This is a genomic window from Actinocatenispora sera, from assembly GCF_018324685.1.
Classification (GTDB): domain Bacteria; phylum Actinomycetota; class Actinomycetes; order Mycobacteriales; family Micromonosporaceae; genus Actinocatenispora; species Actinocatenispora sera.
In genome coordinates, this window is sequence record NZ_AP023354.1 from 4,766,964 (window position 1) to 4,783,368 (window position 16,405).

The 16,405-nt window shown below is 74.3% G+C and carries 14 protein-coding genes; 9 read left to right on the top strand and 5 right to left on the bottom strand.

Annotation, left to right across the window (positions count from 1 at the left end):
- Positions 1–24 precede the first annotated feature (24 nt).
- Genes Asera_RS22670 through Asera_RS22685 form a run of 4 tightly spaced genes read right to left on the bottom strand, consistent with a single transcriptional unit; the run spans position 25 to position 5,806 of the window.
- On the bottom strand, positions 25–762 hold the full coding sequence (locus Asera_RS22670) for an SDR family NAD(P)-dependent oxidoreductase (protein ID WP_244843991.1): 738 nt from the start codon (positions 760–762) through the stop codon (positions 25–27).
- On the bottom strand, positions 650–3,604 hold the full coding sequence (locus Asera_RS33260) for a dynamin family protein (protein WP_244843992.1): 2,955 nt from the start codon (positions 3,602–3,604) through the stop codon (positions 650–652). Before Asera_RS33260 ends, Asera_RS22670 begins: the two co-directional genes overlap by 113 nt.
- On the bottom strand, positions 3,601–4,266 hold the full coding sequence (locus tag Asera_RS22680; protein ID WP_084131370.1) for a nucleotide exchange factor GrpE: 666 nt from the start codon (positions 4,264–4,266) through the stop codon (positions 3,601–3,603). The genes Asera_RS33260 and Asera_RS22680 overlap by 4 nt, the downstream gene beginning before the upstream one ends.
- 34 nt (positions 4,267–4,300) lie before the next feature.
- Positions 4,301–5,806, bottom strand: coding sequence for a dynamin family protein (locus tag Asera_RS22685; protein ID WP_030446009.1), 1,506 nt, complete (start codon positions 5,804–5,806; stop codon positions 4,301–4,303).
- Between the two features lie 212 nt (positions 5,807–6,018).
- Here Asera_RS22685 and Asera_RS22690 point away from each other — a divergent pair, with 212 nt between their 5' ends.
- The 8 genes from Asera_RS22690 to Asera_RS22725 all read left to right on the top strand — a co-directional run bounded on the left by Asera_RS22690 (position 6,019) and on the right by Asera_RS22725 (position 15,563).
- Positions 6,019–7,296, top strand: coding sequence for a P-loop NTPase family protein (locus Asera_RS22690; protein WP_212804709.1), 1,278 nt, complete (start codon positions 6,019–6,021; stop codon positions 7,294–7,296).
- Positions 7,297–8,375: 1,079 nt separating this feature from the next.
- Positions 8,376–8,564, top strand: a complete 189-nt coding sequence (locus Asera_RS22695; protein WP_212804819.1) for a response regulator transcription factor — start codon at positions 8,376–8,378, stop codon at positions 8,562–8,564.
- A gap of 28 nt (positions 8,565–8,592) precedes the next feature.
- The gene (locus Asera_RS33650) at positions 8,593–9,141 is read left to right on the top strand and encodes a hypothetical protein (RefSeq protein ID WP_030446011.1); all 549 of its coding nucleotides are present in this window, start codon (positions 8,593–8,595) and stop codon (positions 9,139–9,141) included.
- A gap of 137 nt (positions 9,142–9,278) precedes the next feature.
- On the top strand, positions 9,279–10,700 hold the full coding sequence (locus Asera_RS22705; RefSeq protein WP_030446012.1) for a cytochrome ubiquinol oxidase subunit I: 1,422 nt from the start codon (positions 9,279–9,281) through the stop codon (positions 10,698–10,700).
- 21 nt (positions 10,701–10,721) lie between these two features.
- Positions 10,722–11,723: a cytochrome d ubiquinol oxidase subunit II gene (cydB, locus tag Asera_RS22710; protein WP_030446013.1), complete on the top strand. Its 1,002-nt coding sequence runs from the start codon at positions 10,722–10,724 to the stop codon at positions 11,721–11,723.
- Complete coding sequence (cydD, locus tag Asera_RS22715) at positions 11,720–13,348, top strand: thiol reductant ABC exporter subunit CydD (RefSeq protein WP_211255563.1); 1,629 nt, start codon at positions 11,720–11,722, stop codon at positions 13,346–13,348. Before cydB ends, cydD begins: the two co-directional genes overlap by 4 nt.
- A gap of 119 nt (positions 13,349–13,467) precedes the next feature.
- Complete coding sequence (gene cydC, locus Asera_RS22720; protein WP_169745832.1) at positions 13,468–15,201, top strand: thiol reductant ABC exporter subunit CydC; 1,734 nt, start codon at positions 13,468–13,470, stop codon at positions 15,199–15,201.
- Positions 15,198–15,563 carry a hypothetical protein gene (locus Asera_RS22725; protein ID WP_051802174.1) on the top strand — a complete coding sequence of 122 codons (366 nt, stop codon included), beginning with the start codon at positions 15,198–15,200 and terminating at the stop codon, positions 15,561–15,563. Before cydC ends, Asera_RS22725 begins: the two co-directional genes overlap by 4 nt.
- Here Asera_RS22725 and Asera_RS22730 read toward each other — a convergent pair.
- Positions 15,544–15,837 carry a DUF1330 domain-containing protein gene (locus tag Asera_RS22730; RefSeq protein WP_030446017.1) on the bottom strand — a complete coding sequence of 98 codons (294 nt, stop codon included), beginning with the start codon at positions 15,835–15,837 and terminating at the stop codon, positions 15,544–15,546. The genes Asera_RS22725 and Asera_RS22730 overlap by 20 nt on opposite strands.
- A 123-nt stretch (positions 15,838–15,960) precedes the next feature.
- Here Asera_RS22730 and Asera_RS22735 point away from each other — a divergent pair, with 123 nt between their 5' ends.
- The gene (locus Asera_RS22735) at positions 15,961–16,404 is read left to right on the top strand and encodes a helix-turn-helix transcriptional regulator (protein WP_030446018.1); all 444 of its coding nucleotides are present in this window, start codon (positions 15,961–15,963) and stop codon (positions 16,402–16,404) included.
- The last annotated feature ends 1 nt before the right edge of the window (position 16,405 follow it).

Below are 16,405 nucleotides of genomic sequence, written 5' to 3' on the forward strand. Positions count from 1 at the left end.
GCCGGCACCGCGACCCTTCCGGCGCTACCAGGGCAGCGGGCCCTCCGCGCTGAAGAACCCGCCGGTCGGGCCGTCCGCACCGAGGGTGGCCAGCCGCACCACTACCGCGGCGCCCTGTTCCGGGGTGAGCACGCCGCTGTGGCCGTTGATGTCGGTGTCGACGTACCCCGGGGCTGCGGCGTTGACCAGGATGTTCTCCGCACGCAGCTCGTTGGCGTACTGGAGGGTCAGCGCGTTGAGCGCCGTCTTGGACGGCGAGTAGGCCGCCGACAGCAGGCTCGACATCGGCCCGTCGACCTCGGCGGTCAGCGCCAGCGACGCCGAGTGGCTGGAGACGTTGACGATCCGGGCGGCGGGGGATCGGCGCAGCAGCGGCAGTACGGCGTTGGTCACCCTGAGCACCGCGAACACGTTGGTGTCGAACACCTCCCGTACCAGGTCCACGTCGACGGCGCTGGGGACGCGGTCGAGGGCGTCCGGGGGTGCCGCCTGGCCCGACCCGGTGATGCCGGCGTTGTTGACCAGTACGTCCAGCCGGCCGAGATGCTCGTCGATCCAGCTCGCGGCCGCCCGGACGGTGGCCTGGTCCGTGACGTCCAGCTCGACCGCGTGGGCGTCGCCGCCGACGGCGCGGATCGCCGCTGCGGCCTCACCACCGCGCCGCGGGTCGCGGGCGCCGACCACGACGCGGAACCCCGCCGCGGCCAGGCCCGTGGCGGCCGCCCGGCCGATCCCCTTGTTCGCCCCGGTGACCAGTGCCACCCGGCGTTGTTTCGCTTGCTTGTCCATGAACTGGATGCCCTTCCGTGCGGCTGACACGTCGCGGGCCGCGATGCCGGCCCGCGCTCATGCAGATGCCGGTACCGCCGGGCCCGTGACAGCGCAGGCGCGTGGCGCGCGTCACCGAATGGCATCCACCCGGCAGCGGCGTCGCTGACCTGGCTCGCGCCGCAGCGACATGCTGGCTCAGCATTCGGAGTGATCGTGATGCACACTCCAGAGCCGGCTCGACTGCGGATGCCGCGGGTGGGCCGGATGAGCGTCGGCTGGGCGGGTCAGCTGCCGGGGGCCCAGAAGCGGGCCAGCGAGCTCGTCGCCGGATCGTCCGAGCCGGCGAGCGCCTGCCACGGGTCGACGCCCTCGGGCGCCGACTGGCCGTCGTAGTCGAACAGGTCGTCGGGCGAGCCACTCGGCTGCGCAGCCGCCTCGCCGGGGCCCTGGACGGACAGGTCGTGCTGCTCGCCGAGCACGGCGGGATCGCTCCACGGGAAGCCGTCCACCGGCTCCGGCGGTTCACCGATCTCCAGCTGCGGGGGGAACACGTCCTCGGCGGCCCAGTCCGGGTCGTCGCCGACCAGGTCGAGATCCGGGTCGGTGCCGGGCACCGGGTCGGGGTCGAGCGCGGGCGCCTGCTGATCGTCCTCGTCGACGTCGCTGAACGCGTCGGCTTCGTGCCCGTCGGTCGCGTCGCCGTCGGACAGCTCGCCGTACTCCAACCCGAGGTCGTCGCCGTCGTGCGAGCCGGCGTCGGGATCGAGGTCCAGTTCGTGCCCGTCGGTGTCGAGGTGCTCGTCGCCGTACCCGTCGTGGTCGCCGAGCCCGTCGCCGTCCAGCCCACCGGTGAGCCCGTCACCGGCGTCGGTGTGGTCGGCCCCGTACCCGTCGTCGGCGCCGGTGTCGTGGTCGCCGTACTCGTCGATCGGCCCGCCGTGCTCGTCCATGGCCGACTATCCCCCTGCGTGTCCGACGGGGCCGCCGGCGCGATTCCTCGCGCCTTGATCAGCACCTCGTCGAGTTGTTTGATCCGGGCCCGCAGCTGCTCGCGCTCCTTCTGCAGGTCGGCACGCTTCTTCTGCCGGCTGTTCTTGTCCTCGACCATCGTCTTGTCGATCTCGGCGATCTGCCCGTCGAGTTGCTTGAGCCGCCGCTCGATCGCCTCGTCCAACGCCAGTGTCAGGGCGTACTGCAAGTCGGTGAAGCGGGTCGCGATCTCGTCCGACAGCGCCGCCCGGGACTCGCCCAGTACCTCGCGCAGCCACACCTTCGCCTGCGAGCGGTTGGCCTGCACCTTGCGCCGCCACATCATGAACGCGCCGGCCGCCAGGCCGATGCCGACGCCGACGACCGGCACCACGATGCCGCCGGCCAGGGCGGACGCGCCGAGGGTGGCACCGCCGGCGCTGGCCAGCGAGTACAGCCCGCGGCCGGTGCTGAACGCGGACATCACCACGAGCGACTGGTCGCCGGAGCCCTCCTTCTGCGGCTTGGCGGTCATCGCGGTGCGCAGCTTGGCGTTGAGCCGGCGCAGCACGTAGTTGAGCTCCTGCGGGCTGAACACGCTGGCAAGGATGCGCTGGCCGATGACCCGGAACCGGTGCTCCAGGTCGGCCGACAGCCGGATCGACACCGCGTACAGCGCGCGGTCCACCTCGTACGGCAGCTTCTTGATGTCGCCGCCGGAGCCCTTCTCGATGGTCTTGCCGAAGTCGTCCTGCAGCTGGGTGATGTACTTGCGCAGCCGAGACTGGGCGTCCACCCGGGCCCGCTGGGTCTCGGTGTTGAGCGCCAGCGACCACTGTTTGGTCTCCGAGCGCTTGCGCGAGTTGACCTTCTGCCGCTCCTGTTTGAGCCGCTCGAGCAGCGCCGGGTCCGGGTCGGCGGACTTCATCCGGTCGCCCACCCCCAGGTCGAGCCGGACGAACTCGGTACGCACGGCGCGCAGCGTGTTGGCCGTCTTGAGCGCGGTGCCCTTGGCGGCCAGGCCGATCAGCCCGTGCTGCAGTTCGGCGACCCGGGACTCCTTGACGATCTCGGCCGCGGCGTCGGCCGGCATCTGCAGCGCCAGCTCGGCCAGCCTGGACGACACCGGGAAGAACGGCGCCGTGGCGAACCGCGGCGCGTGCGCGCGCAGCAGCGACCGGTCGTCGTCCATGATGGTCCGCCAGCCCGGGTACGCGTCGACCTTGGTCAGCGCGAACAGCACCATGTTGACCCGCTTGCTGGCCTCGATCAGGAAGTTCAGCTCGGGCCGGGAGAACGGCGCGGACGCGTCGACCACGAACAGCAGCGCGGTCGCCCGTTCCACCGCGTCCAGCGCCACCTCGGCGTGCAGCGAGTCCAGGCCGCCGACGCCGGGGGTGTCCAGCAGCGACGCGTACTGCAGCATCGGTGCGGGGTGGAAGATCTCCAGCCGGCGCGGCGGCCGAACCCCCTCGGGCAGCCGGCCGAGCACCGTGCCGTAGTCGCGGATGTCCTCGATGCGCACCGGGATCGGGTCCTCCCGGCCCGGGATGTAGGCCTGCGCGGCGGGCTGCGCGCCGTGCACGAACTCCAGGTACGAGCTGGTGGCGACGGCGGCGTCGACCGGGGACAGGTTCGGCACCCCGATCAGCGCGTTGGTCAGCGAGCTCTTGCCGCGCTTGGTCTCGCCGACCACCACGATGCTGGGCACGGTCTGCTCGCGGCGGCGCAGCACGTCCAGGTCGGACGCGGCGTCGGGGTCGATGCGGCGCAGGTGTGCCAGGCCGGCATCGACGGCACCGCGCAGCATCTTCTCCAGGGCGGCGGTGTTCGCGGCCTGGTTGGTCTTGGCCGGTGCGCTCACTGCCGTCCCTCTTCCTTGTAGACGGTGACCACGGGGGCGCGCAGCACGACGCCGCGGTCGACGTAGCCGGGTACCTCGACCGCGGCGATGGTGCCGGCCAGCGCCGGGTCGGTGGTGGGGGTGGCGCCGCCGGCCTCGTGGTGCGCCGGGTCGAACCGCACCCCGACCGGCGCGACGGTGCTGACGCCGACCTCCTGCAGGGAGCGGCCGAGCACGTCGGCGATCGCCTTGCTGGTGGCACGGTCGCGCACGTACACGCAGGTCTGGATCAGGCTGCCGCGCTCGGTCTCGGCCTGCTCGGCGCGCTGGGCGAGCCCCGGGTCGGCGCCGGCGGCGGGCGGCGCCGAGGTGACCGTGGCGAGCTTCGCGCCGTCGCGGCGCGCGGCGAGCAGCAGCACCACGGCGACGCCGCCGGCCAGCCCGGCGCCGACGAAGCCGACCGCGGCGGTCTGCACCGAGAAGCTGGCGTCGCAGGCGGCGCTGCGGCCGATCACCCCGCGGCCGTCGGCGCTGCCCGGCGCGGAGCCGTCGGCCGGGGTGGTCTGCACCTGCAGGGTGCACGTCCCGGTCTTGGCACCGACCCAGCCGCCGACGAGGCCGGTGAGCACGGCGACTATGGCGGCGACACCGGCGGCGATGACGCGGAGGTTGCTCGAGGACATGGGGGGCTCCTTTATCCAAAGCGCATCGCGCGACTCAGGCGGGCTGACTCTTTCGCACCTGCTGGGAGAGCAGGAAGAAGCCGCGGTGGACGACGTGGGCGATCCGGGCCTGGGCGGGGCTGGCGCCGGCGACGGCGAACGCGCGCCACCGGGTCGCCGCCTCCAGCGCGGCCTTGGCGAGTTGCTCGACGGTGGCGCCGGACATGCCGAGGATCCAGTGCGGGTCGTCGGACAGCGCCAGCCGGGTCAGCTCGTTTTCCATCTCTTCGGGCAGGGCGACCGAGCCGGTGGTGACCTGCTGGGCGACGTCCAGCATCCGCAGCCGGTGGTACTCGGGCTGTTGCAGCACCCGTTCGACCGCGTCGCGCAGCAGTTCCCGGTCGGCGGGGCGCTCGGCGTGGCTGGCGATCTTCTCCAGGCTGGTCAGCGCCCAGCCGGCCTTGATCGCATCGGTGCGCCAACGGAAAGCCCGCTCCAGGGTGGAGCGCGCGCGGGGGAAGCCGGACGCCAGGAACAGCTGCTTGACCAGCTCGCCGGTCGCCAGCTTCGGGTTGGCGACGAACTGGGCGACCGCGAACGACACGCCGTAGATGTCCAGCAGCCGCAGCAACCGTTCCCGCTGCGCCTTGGACACCGCGCAGTCGCGCGCGATGAACAGGTCGACGGAGGCCAGCAGCACCTGCCGTTCGGTGTCGGACATGCTCGCGATGGTGCGCAGCGCCTCGCAGTCGGCGGCGGTCAGCCGGCCGGCCTCGGTGGTCTCGGCGAGCAGCCCGATCACCGGGACCACGTCGGACACCACCCGGCGCAGCACCTCGCCCTGCTTGGTGGCCAGCGGTTCGGCCACCGGCCACGGGTCGCCGGTACCGGCGAGCTTGTCGACCTTGTTGAACAGCCCGAGCGAGTTGATCGGGTTGCTCGACAGCTTCGAGGACATCGACTGGAACGACTTGAGCGCCTGCAGGTCGTCCTCGCGGACCGACTGGGTGAACACGTACACGATCGCCTCGGCGCCGGACAGCGCGCCGGCGGAGTCGTCGTCGATGTCGTCGTCGATGGGCGCCTCGTTGAACAGGAACCGGCGCGCCTCGTCGGAGATCGACGAGTTGGTCGACGACAGGCCGGGCGTGTCGACGACGGTGAGGTCCTCGAGCCGGTCGGAGGTGAGCGTGACGTCGACGAAGGCGACCTCGTCGCGGGGCACGCCCAGCTTCTGCGGGATCATGCCGGACTCGTCCAGCGGCAGGCTGGCCCGCGAGCCGTCCCGGCGTACGACGTCGATCCGATCGGTGGTGCCGTACCGGAACTGGGTGACCAGCCGGGTGCACTCGCCGACCTCGGTGGGGGCCACCCGCCGCCCGATGAGCGAGTTGACCAGCGTCGACTTGCCCGACTTGAGCCGGCCGGCGATCGCCACCCGCAGCGGTTCGCTCAGGCGGCGCGAGATGTCGACCACCGCGGCCTGAGTACTGCCGGCCAGTCGCGGCCCGCACTCGCCGCACAGCGCCTGGACCCGGGAACTGAGGGGACCCGAACTCATCGCAACACCCCGGAATCGCCATGTGTGACGACTCGAACACGGTGTGCCGCGAAACCCTCGGCGCCGTCCATGTCGGTCATGGCCGGTGGTACCTCCTACTACTCTGGTGGCAGGCCTGGTGTGCGTGGCCGACGCCTGCCGGCACTCACACTAGGCATATCCTCACCGACCTAGGATCCCGGATTCGTGCCAGCCCGCGGGGGGAGGCCCACGTGCGTGACGCGACTGCTGGTCAGACCGGCGCCGACGCGCCGAGACCCGACCAGCGGCCGACCGCGCCCGCACCCGACCCGGTCGCGACGGCGGCCGAGCGGTTGGCCCGGCCGGGACTGGTGGTGGTCACCGGCTCGCCCGGTGCCGGGCGCAGCAGCGCGCTGCGCGCGGTCGCCGACCGGTTCGGCGGCACCGTGTTCACCGGCGGCGGGCTGGCCATCCTGCGCGGCGTGCCCGGCCTCGCGCTGTCTCGCGCGGTGCGGGCCCGGCTGCCGGTCGAAGACGGCGCGCTGACCGCCGAGGCGGTCCGCTCCCGGGTCCGCGGCGGGCTGCTGGTGCTCGACGACCTGCAGTGGGCCGACCCGCTCACCCTCGTCACCCTGCCAGGGCTCGCGGCGCACTGCCGGGTGCTGGTGTCGCTGCGGACCCCGCACCGGCTGCCGGCCGCGGCGCTGGCGGCGTTGCGGGCGGCCTGCGACACCTGGCTCGCGCTGCCGCCGCTGACCCCGCAGCAGGCCACCGAGCTGGCCCGGCGCATCGCACCCGGGTTGGGTGCGGCCGGCCTGGCCGAGGTGGTGGCCCGCGCCGGTGGCGTACCGCTGGCGGTGGAGACGCTCGCCCGGCACGCGGTGGCGCACCCGGAGTCGGTGTCGCGGCAGCCGGAGCCCGACGACGCCGGCAGCACCGGCGCGGTGGCGCACGCGGTCGCCGAGGCGCTGGCCGACCTGACCCGACCGGCCCGGACCGCGATGGCGGCGCTGGGCATGCTGCGCCGGCCGGCGGCACGCACCCTGCTGGGTGCCGGCGTCGCCGAGCTGGCCGAGGCCGGGCTGGTGGTCGCGCCCCCGACGACGCCGAGGGCTCGCAGGTCGCCGCCGTGTCGCCGTACGTGGCGGAGGTCGCGGCGGGGCTGCTCAGCCCGGAGGAACGGGCCGGAGTGCACCGCCGGCTGGCCGAGCTGGTCCCCGACGCCGAGGCGGCCCGGCACCTGGCCGCGGCCGGCGACGACCAGCCGGCGTACGAGCGGGCCGTCGCCGCGACGGCCACCGCCGAAACGGCGGGGGAGCGCGCCGACCTGTTGCTGCTCGCCTGCGGATTGGACGGCGCGCACCCGCGCCCCGCGGTACGCCGGGACACCGCTGCGGCGGCGCTCGCCGTCGGCCGGCCCCGCGCCGCGCTGCGTGCCCTGGCCGATGCCGCCGACGCCGACAGCGCCGTGCTGCGCGGTGAGGCGCTGCTGCAGCTGGGCGAGGTGGACGAGGCGGTCGCCGCGGTGACGGTCGTCCCCGACGCCGCGGACCGTCAGGCGGTCGCCGCCCGCGACCGGGTGTTGCTGCTCGGCGCCCTGGCCCGCGACCGGGCCCGGGCCGCGGAGCTGGCCGAGGCCACCGTCCAGCGCCACGGCCGGCCGCCGGAGCACACCGGCCTGCGGGCCGCGCTGGCCGCGGTGGATGCCGCCGCCCGCCACGCCGGCTGGGAGCGCGAGCTGGCCACCGCGGCGGCCGCGGCCGGTGCCGGCGGTGACGCGCTCGCCGCCCGGTGGAGCGCCTGGCTGCTGGTGGAGACGCTCGCCGCGGACGGCCGGCTGGCCGAGGCGGCGGAGAACGCCCGGCTGGCCGCCGACGCCTGCGCGAGCGATCTGGCGTACTCGTGGCAGACCCGGTTTCTCGCCGCGGAGTTGTGGTGCACCGCGCTGCGCGGCGAGCAGCTCGACGACGTGGTGCGCCGCGCGGTGGCGCTGGTCGACCGGACCCTGCCGGCGGTCGCGCACGGCTACGCGACCGCGGCGGCGGCGCTCGCCGAGGCCGACGGTGGGCTGCTCGCCTCGGCGCGGGCCCGGCTGGGGGACCGACCGGCCCGCCCGGTGGCGAGCGTCGCCGGGCTGCTGGACTGGGTTGCGGCCGAGGCCGCCTGGCTCGACGGCCAGCCGGAGGCGGCGACGCCGACCCGCCCGGCCGGCCGGGCGCCGCTGCTGACCGGACTGGCGGAGATCACCGGCCGGTGGGTGGCGTACGACGCCGAGGACGGCCACGGGCTGCCCGCGCTCGACGGCGCCGACCTCGTCGGCCCGGCGCAGGCGACGCTGGCCGCCTGGCAGGCGGTGACGGTCGACCCGGCGAAGGTCGCCGAGTTCGATCCGGCGGCGACCGCCTGGCACGACGTGGCCCGCCGCGAGGAGGTGCGCTGCCTGCTCGCGCACGGGCTGTACGAGACGGACGCGTCCCGCGCGGTGCCGCCGCTGCTGCGCGCCGAGCAGGTCGCCGAGCAGGCCGGGCTGGTGGTGCTGCTGGGCCGCACCCGCCGCGCGCTGCGCCGGCACGCGGTGCGCCGCGAGACCCGCGGCCCGCGGGCCGGCATGGACCTGACCGACCGGGAGCGGGAGGTGCTGCGGCTGGTCGCGCAGGGCGAGCCGACCCGCCGCATCGCCGGGCTGCTGGGCATCTCCCGGGAGACGGTGGAGACGCACATCCGGGCCGGGATGCGCAAGCTCGGTGCGAAGACCCGGACCGAGGCGGCCGGCCTGGCGTTGGAGCTGCTGCAATGACCGTGACCGGGACGAGAAGGGCACGCCGATGAGCGGGCCGGCACCGCGCTACCTGGTCGCCTCGGCGGCGGAGGCGACGACCGTGCTGCGCCGGATGGCGCGCTCCGGCTGGCACACCCGGGAGGGGTTCGCGCTGCCGGAGGCGGCCTGGGACGTGGCCGAGCAGCGGCTGATGCTGTTCGGCCGGGTACCGGACATGGACACCGCGGCGCTCGCGGTGCTGGCCGCGGCGCGGGGCGCGGCGGTGGTGGTCATCGCCGACGAGCGTTCCGAGGCGGGCCGGGCGGTACTGGCGGATCTGTCCCGGATCGGGGCGGTGCTGCGCGATCCCAACGTCGACCCGGTCGACGAGGCCGTGGCGCAGGGCGGCGACGGGTTGCCGCTGACCGACGAGCAGCGCTCGCTGCTGGACCGGCTGGGTGCGGGGGAGACGATCGCGGCGGCGGCGGAGGCGGAGTTCCTGTCGCTGCGGACCGCGAACCGGCGCATCGCCGAGGCGCGCAAGGCGCTGGGGGTGCGTACCACCCGGGAGGCGGTGCTGACCTACCTGCGCGCCACCCGGGACGAATCCGCCTGACCGTTTTCCCTGGTCGGCGCGGCTTTCCGGGCTGAGTTCGAGCGGTTTGACCGGACTGGCGGCCACCCCTCCGAGCCCATTCTCTACGCCGTGTAGAATTTTCTACGTCGTGTAGAAGATATGGTCCGGGGGTACCCGTGGACACACTGGAACTGGCGCGCTGGCAGTTCGGCGTCACCACCATCTACCACTTCCTGTTCGTCCCGCTGACCATCGGCCTGTCGTTCCTGGTCGCCGGGATGCAGACCGCCTGGGTGCGCACCGGCCACGACCGCTGGTACCAGCTGACCCGGTTCTACGGCAAGCTGTTCCTGATCAACTTCGCGATGGGTGTGGCCACCGGCATCGTGCAGGAGTTCCAGTTCGGGATGAACTGGAGCGACTACTCGCGCTTCGTCGGCGACGTGTTCGGCGCGCCGCTGGCCATCGAGGGGCTGCTCGCGTTCTTCATGGAGTCCACCTTCCTCGGGCTGTGGATCTTCGGCTGGGGCCGGCTGCCCAAGCGCATCCACCTCGCCTGCATCTGGCTCGCCGCCATCGGCACCGCGCTGAGCGCCTACTTCATCCTCGCCGCGAACTCGTTCATGCAGCACCCGGTCGGCTACCGGATCAACCCGGCCACCCACCGCGCCGAGCTGACCGACTTCTGGGCGGTGATGACCAACTCCACCAACCTGATCACCTTCCCGCACACCATGGCCGCCTCGTTCCTGACCGGCGGCGGGCTGCTCGCCGCGATCGCGTTCTGGCACCTGCGCAAGCGACGCCGCGACGACGACGCCGCGGCCGACGGCCAGCAGGTCGCCTTCCGGTCCGCGGCGCGGGTCGGCACCGTCACCGTGCTGATCGCGGCGCTCGCGCTGGCGATCACCGGCGACATCCAGGGCAAGATCATGACCCAGCAGCAGCCGATGAAGATGGCCGCCGCCGAAGCGCTCTACCACACCGAGCAGCCCGCGTCGTTCTCGATCGTCACCATCGGCAGCCTGGACGGCAAGCACGAGGTGTACGCGGTGAAGCTGCCGCGGCTGCTGTCGTTCCTCGCCACCGGCAGCCTCGACGGCAAGGTCAAGGGCATCGACAACATCCAGGCCGAGTACCAGAAGCTGTACGGGCCGGGCTCCTACACGCCCATCATCCCCGTCACGTACTGGAGCTTCCGGCTGATGATCGGGCTGGGGATGCTCGCCGCCGCCATCGCGCTGGTGACGCTGTGGGCGCTGCGCCGGGGCCGCACGCCGCGCTCCCGGCTGCTGTACCTGATGATCGTCGCGCTGCCGCTGCTACCGCTCGCGGCCAACTCGTTCGGCTGGATCTTCACCGAGATGGGCCGCCAGCCCTGGCTGGTGTTCGGCCAGCTGCGCACCGCCGACGGCGTCTCACCCGGGGTGTCCGGCGGCGAGGTGCTGACCTCCCTGATCGCGTTCGCCGCCCTGTACGCCGCGCTCGCCGTGGTGGAGATCGGGCTGATGCTGCGCGGCATCCGCGCCGGCGTCGGCGAGGCACGGCCACCAGAACCCGACGACGCCGACACCGACGCCGTCGCGTTCGCCTACTAGAGCACGCATCCGGAGACTGCTGTGACCCTCACCGAACTCTGGTTCCTGATCATCGCCTTCCTGTGGCTGGGCTACTTCGTACTGGAAGGCTTCGACTTCGGCGTCGGCATGCTGCTGCCGCTCGTCGGCCGCGACGAGACCGACCGGCGGGTGGCGATCAACACCATCGGCCCGGTCTGGGACGGCAACGAGGTGTGGCTGATCGTCGCCGGCGCGAGCACCTTCGCCGCGTTTCCTGAGTGGTACGCGACCCTGTTCTCCGGGTTCTACCTGCCGCTGCTGCTGATCGTGCTGGCGCTGATCGTGCGCGCCGTGTCGTTCGAGTTCCGCGGCAAGCGCGCCGAGGCGCGCTGGAAGGCCGGCTGGGACGCGGCGATCATCGCCGGCTCCGCGGTACCCGCCCTGCTGTGGGGCGTCGCGTTCGGCAACATCGTGCGCGGCGTACCGCTGGACGCCCGGCACGAGTTCGTCGGCAGCCTCGGCAGCCTGCTCAACCCGTACGCGCTGCTGTTCGGGCTGACCACGCTGGCGCTGTTCGCCACGCACGGGGCGATCTTCCTCGCGCTCAAGACGCACGGCCCGGTGCGCGACCGGGCCCGCCGCATCGCGCTACCGGTCGGGCTGGTCGCCGCCGTCGCCGCGGTGGTGTTCCTGACCTGGACGCAGCTGCACACCGGCACCGTGCTGTCGGCGGTACTCGCCACCGGCGCGGCGGTGGCCCTGCTGGCCGGGCTGACCGCGAGCCGGATGGGCCGCGACGGCATCGCGTTCGCCGGTACCGCGGCGGCGATCGGGCTGGCGGTGGTCAGCCTGTTCGCCGCGATCTACCCCGACGTGCTGCCCGCCACCGACCCGGCCCACAGCCTGACCATCCACAACGCGTCGAGCACCCCGTACACGCTGCGGGTGATGTCCTGGGTGGCGCTGGCGTTCACCCCGTTCGTGCTCGCCTACCAGGCGTGGAGCTACTGGGTGTTCCGCCGCCGGCTGGGCCGCCACGACATCGCCGGGGCGGCCGAATGAGCGGGGTGAAGCCGCTGGATCCGCGGCTGATCCGGCACGCCCGCGCCACCGCCGGCCACCTCGCGGCGCTGGTGGCGCTGGGCGTGGGTACCGCGGTCACCGTGATCGCCGGCGCGCAGCTGATCGCCGACACCCTCGCCGCGATCGTGCACGGCGCCGCGCCCGGCACGCTGGTACGGCCGCTGGCGGCGCTCGCCGCGGTGTTCGCCGCCCGCGCGCTGATCGCCTGGGCCACCGAGGCCGAGGGCCACCACGCCGCCGCCCGGGTCAAGTCGGCGCTGCGGCGCAAGCTGCTCGCACGCGCCGTGGCGCTGCCGCCCGCCGACCGGCCCACCGCCACCGTCACCACCCTGGCCACCACCGGCATCGACGCGCTCGACGGCTACTTCGCCAAGTACCTGCCGCAGCTGGTACTGGCCGTGCTGGTGCCGGGCGCGATCCTCGCGCGGCTCGCGGTCACCGACCCGGTCACCGCCGTGATCATCGCGGTGACCCTGCCGCTGATCCCGATCTTCATGATCCTGATCGGGCTGGCCACCAGGGCCGCCACCCGCAACCGCTACACCGCGCTGACCCGGCTGTCGCACCACTTCCTGGACGTGGTCGCCGGGCTGCCCACCCTCAAGGTGTTCGGCCGCGCCGGCCACCAGGCGCACACCATCGCCACCATCACCGACTCCTACCGCCGCGCCACCATGCGCACGCTGCGCATCGCGTTCCTGTCCGCGCTGGTCCTGGAGCTGCTCGCCACCCTGTCGGTGGCGCTGGTGGCGGTCGGCATCGGGCTGCGGCTGGTCGACGGGCACATCGGGCTGGCCACCGCCCTGCTGGTGCTGATCCTCGCCCCCGAGGCGTACCTGCCGCTGCGCGCGGTCGGTACCCACTTCCACGCCAGCGCCGACGGCCTGGCCGCAGCCGAGGAGGTCTTCCGCGTGCTCGACACCACCCCCCGCGCCACCGGCGGCACCGCCCCGCCCGACACGATCACCGACATCCACCTCGACGGCGTCAGCGTCACCCACCCCGGCCGGCCCGCCGCCACCCCGCCGCCGGTCGAGCTGCACCTGCGGCCCGGTGAGCTGGTCGCACTGGCCGGCCCGTCCGGTACCGGCAAGTCGACGCTGCTCGCGGTGCTGCTCGGGTTCACCGCACCCACCGCCGGGCGGGTCCTGATCAACGGGTACGACCTGGCCGACTTCGACGCCGACGCCTGGCGGCACCGCATCGGCTGGGCCGCCCAGCAGCCCTACCTGCACCCCGGCACGCTGGCCGACAACATCCGGCTCGGCCGGCCGGACGCACCCGAGGTGTTCGTCGCCGCCGCGGCCCGCGACGCCTGCCTGGACCTGCCGCTGTCCACCCCGGTCGGCGAGCACGGCGCGGGGCTCTCCGCCGGGCAACGCCGCCGGGTCGGCCTGGCCCGGGCGCTGCTGCGCGACACCCCGATCCTGCTGCTGGACGAGCCGACCGCCGGCCTGGACCCGGCCACCGAGGCCGCCGTGCTGTCCCGGCTGCGGGCCCGCGCCGCCGCCGGGCGCATCGTCCTGATCGTCAGCCACCGGCCCGGCGCGCTGGCCGCGGCCGACCGTACCGTCACCCTCGCCGCCACGGCGGTCGGCTCGTGACGCACCGCGTACGGCCACGCCCGGCTCCCCACAGCGGGGAGCGCACGGGAAACAGCGGCGAGCCGCGCACAGGGAACGCCGGCCGGTCGCCTACGCGAAACAGTGGCGAGCCGCGCCCGGTGAACGGCGGCCGGCCGCGCACCGGGGACCGGGGCGGGCCGCTGCGCCGGGTGCTGCGCGCCGGCGGCACCGGCCGCGGCCGGCTGCTGCTTGCCGGCGCCGCGGGCGTGGGCGCTGCCGGGTCGGCGGTCGGGCTGGGCGCCACCGCCGCCTGGCTGATCGCCCGCGCCGCCCAGCACCCACCCGTGCTGTACCTGATGGTGGCGATCGTCGCGGTCCGCGCGTTCGGGCTGTCTCGTGGCGTGCTGCGCTACGCCGAACGGCTCGCCTCGCACGACGCGGCGCTGCGGGTGCTGTCCCGGCTGCGGGTCGGCGTGTACCGGCGGCTCGCCGCGCTGTCGCCGGCCGGGCTGACCGCCGACCGGTCCGGTGACCTGACCGCCCGGCTGGTCGGCGACATCGACGGGCTCGCCGACGTGTGGCTGCGGCTGCTGCTGCCGTACGTGACCGCCGGGCTGGTCGGCGCCGGCAGCGTCGCCCTGGTCGCGCTGCTGCTGCCCGGCGCCGGTGCCGCGCTGGCCGGCACGCTGCTGCTCGTCGCGATCGCCGCACCGCTGGTCGCCACCCGGCACAGCCGCCGCGCGCAGGCCCGCATCGCGCCGCTGCGCGGTGCGCTGTCGGCCGGCGTGGTGGAAACCATCGAGGCGGCCGACGAGCTGACCGCGCACGGCGCCGCCGACGCCGCACTCGACCGGCTGGACGAGCTGGACGCGGCGCTGACCCGGGCCGAGGCACGCTCGGCGGTCGGGCACGGCATCGGCGCCGCGATCGCCACCGCCGCCGGCGGCGCCGCCGTCTGGGCCGGCCTGGCGTTGAGCGCCCCGGCCGTCGCCGGCGGCACCCTCACCGGCATCCTCGCCGTTGTCGTGGTGCTCACCCCGCTCGCCGTGCACGAGGCGTACGCGGCACTGCCGGTCGCCGCCGCGCAGCTGCCGAGGCTGCGGGGCGCCGCCCGCCGGGTGTACGCGGTCACCGACCGTCCCGACCCGGTCGTCGACCCGGAGCGCCCCGCCGCCGACCCGGACGGGCCGTACGACCTGCTGCTGCGCGACGTGCACGCCGGCTGGCCCGGCGGCCCCGACGTGCTGCGCGGGCTGGACCTGCGGGTCCCGGCCGGCGCGCACATCGCGATCACCGGCCCCTCCGGTACCGGCAAGTCCACCCTCGCCGCGGTGCTGCTGCGGTTCCTGCCGGCGCGCGGCGAGCTGCGGCTGGCCGGTACCGCGCTGGCCGAGCTTTCCGGCGACACGGTGCGCCGGCACATCGGGCTGTGCGCGCAGGACGTGCACCTGTTCGACACCACCATCGCGCAGAACCTGCGCATCGCCCGCCCGGACGCCGACGCCGACACGCTGCACGCCGCGCTCGCCGCGGCCCGGCTGGACCGGTTCGTCGACAGCCTGCCCGACGGGCTCGACACGTTCACCGGCGAACACGGCCGGCAGCTGTCCGGCGGGCAGCGGCAGCGCCTCGCGCTGGCCCGGGCACTGCTGGCCGACGTGGACATCCTGATCTGCGACGAGGCCACCGAACACCTCGACGAGGACACCGCCGGCGCGCTGACCCGGCACATCCTGGCCGCCGCGGCCGGCCGTACCGTCGTGGTGCTCACCCACCGGCGCACCGACCTGCACCTGTTCGACGCGGTGTACGAGCTGGTCGACGGCCGGCTGCGACCCGCCGGCGTGTCGGCCTCGCCGCAACCGGTACCAGCCCGTACTTTCGTCCTGTGACGCAACCATCGCGGTGTGGCTGGTGCGGGGGAGAGCTACCCGCCGCCGGCAAACTCGGCCGCCCCCGCCGCTACTGCGGCCAACCCTGCCGGCAACGCGCCTACGAACACCGGCACATCACCTCCCGCGCCGGGCTCGACGACGACGCCGTCGTGGTCAGCGCCCGCGAGCTGCAGGACCTGCAGGACCGGCTGTTCGCGCTGCGCTGCGCGGTCGAGGACGTGCAGACCGCGCTGGCCGAGGACGCCACCCGTCCCGAGCTCGCCGCCACCGTGCGCAACCTCACCGACTCGGTCGGCACTCTGGACCGCATCTGGGTCGCCGCCCGCAACGGCGCACCGGTCAGCCGGACGCCTCGATGATGCGGATGTCGCGGACCGCGGCGTCCCCCAGCACCGTCAACGCGTGCTGGTAGGCCGGGCTACGGTAGGCGGCGACCGCGTCCTCGACGCTGGGAAACTCGATCAGCGTGGTGCGCTCGGCCACCCCTTCCTCGAACGCCGCGGCCGGTAGGCCGCGGGCGAGGAACCGTCCGCCATGGGCGAGCATCACCGCACCACCGAGCTCCGCGTACGCGGCCACCCGGTCGGGGTCGCGAATCACCCGGAACGTGTTGATCCAGTACGCCTTCGGCACCGTTGCGCCCTCCCGCCGTCTCGCACCCGTTGCCGCACCATCGTGACCCACCCCCGCCCTGGGCGACCGGCCGGGCCACCCACACCGCCGCGGACGCCCCCGCGCTGTGGCACGATTCCGGATGTGACCAGCACATCCGCGGCCACGCGGCGCCGCAGCGACCTGGCCCGGCTACGCCGGGTGCGCGACCGCATCGACCGGGAGTACGCGCAGCCGCTGGACGTCGAGGCGCTCGCCCGCGGGGTGAACATGTCGGCCGGCCACCTCAGCCGCGAGTTTCGCGCCGCGTACGGCGAGTCGCCCTACTCCTACCTGATGACCCGCCGGATCGAGCGGGCGATGGCGCTGCTGCGCCGCGGCGACCTGAGCGTCACCGACGTCTGCTTCACCGTCGGCTGCTCGTCGCTGGGTACCTTCAGCACCCGGTTCACCGAACTGGTCGGGGTGGCTCCCAGCGTCTACCGCCGGCAGTACGCCGACGCCACCGAAGGGATGCCGTCCTGCGTGGCCACCCAGGTCACCCGGCCGGTCAGGAATCGAGAAGTACCGGCACCCTCACGCCGCTAGC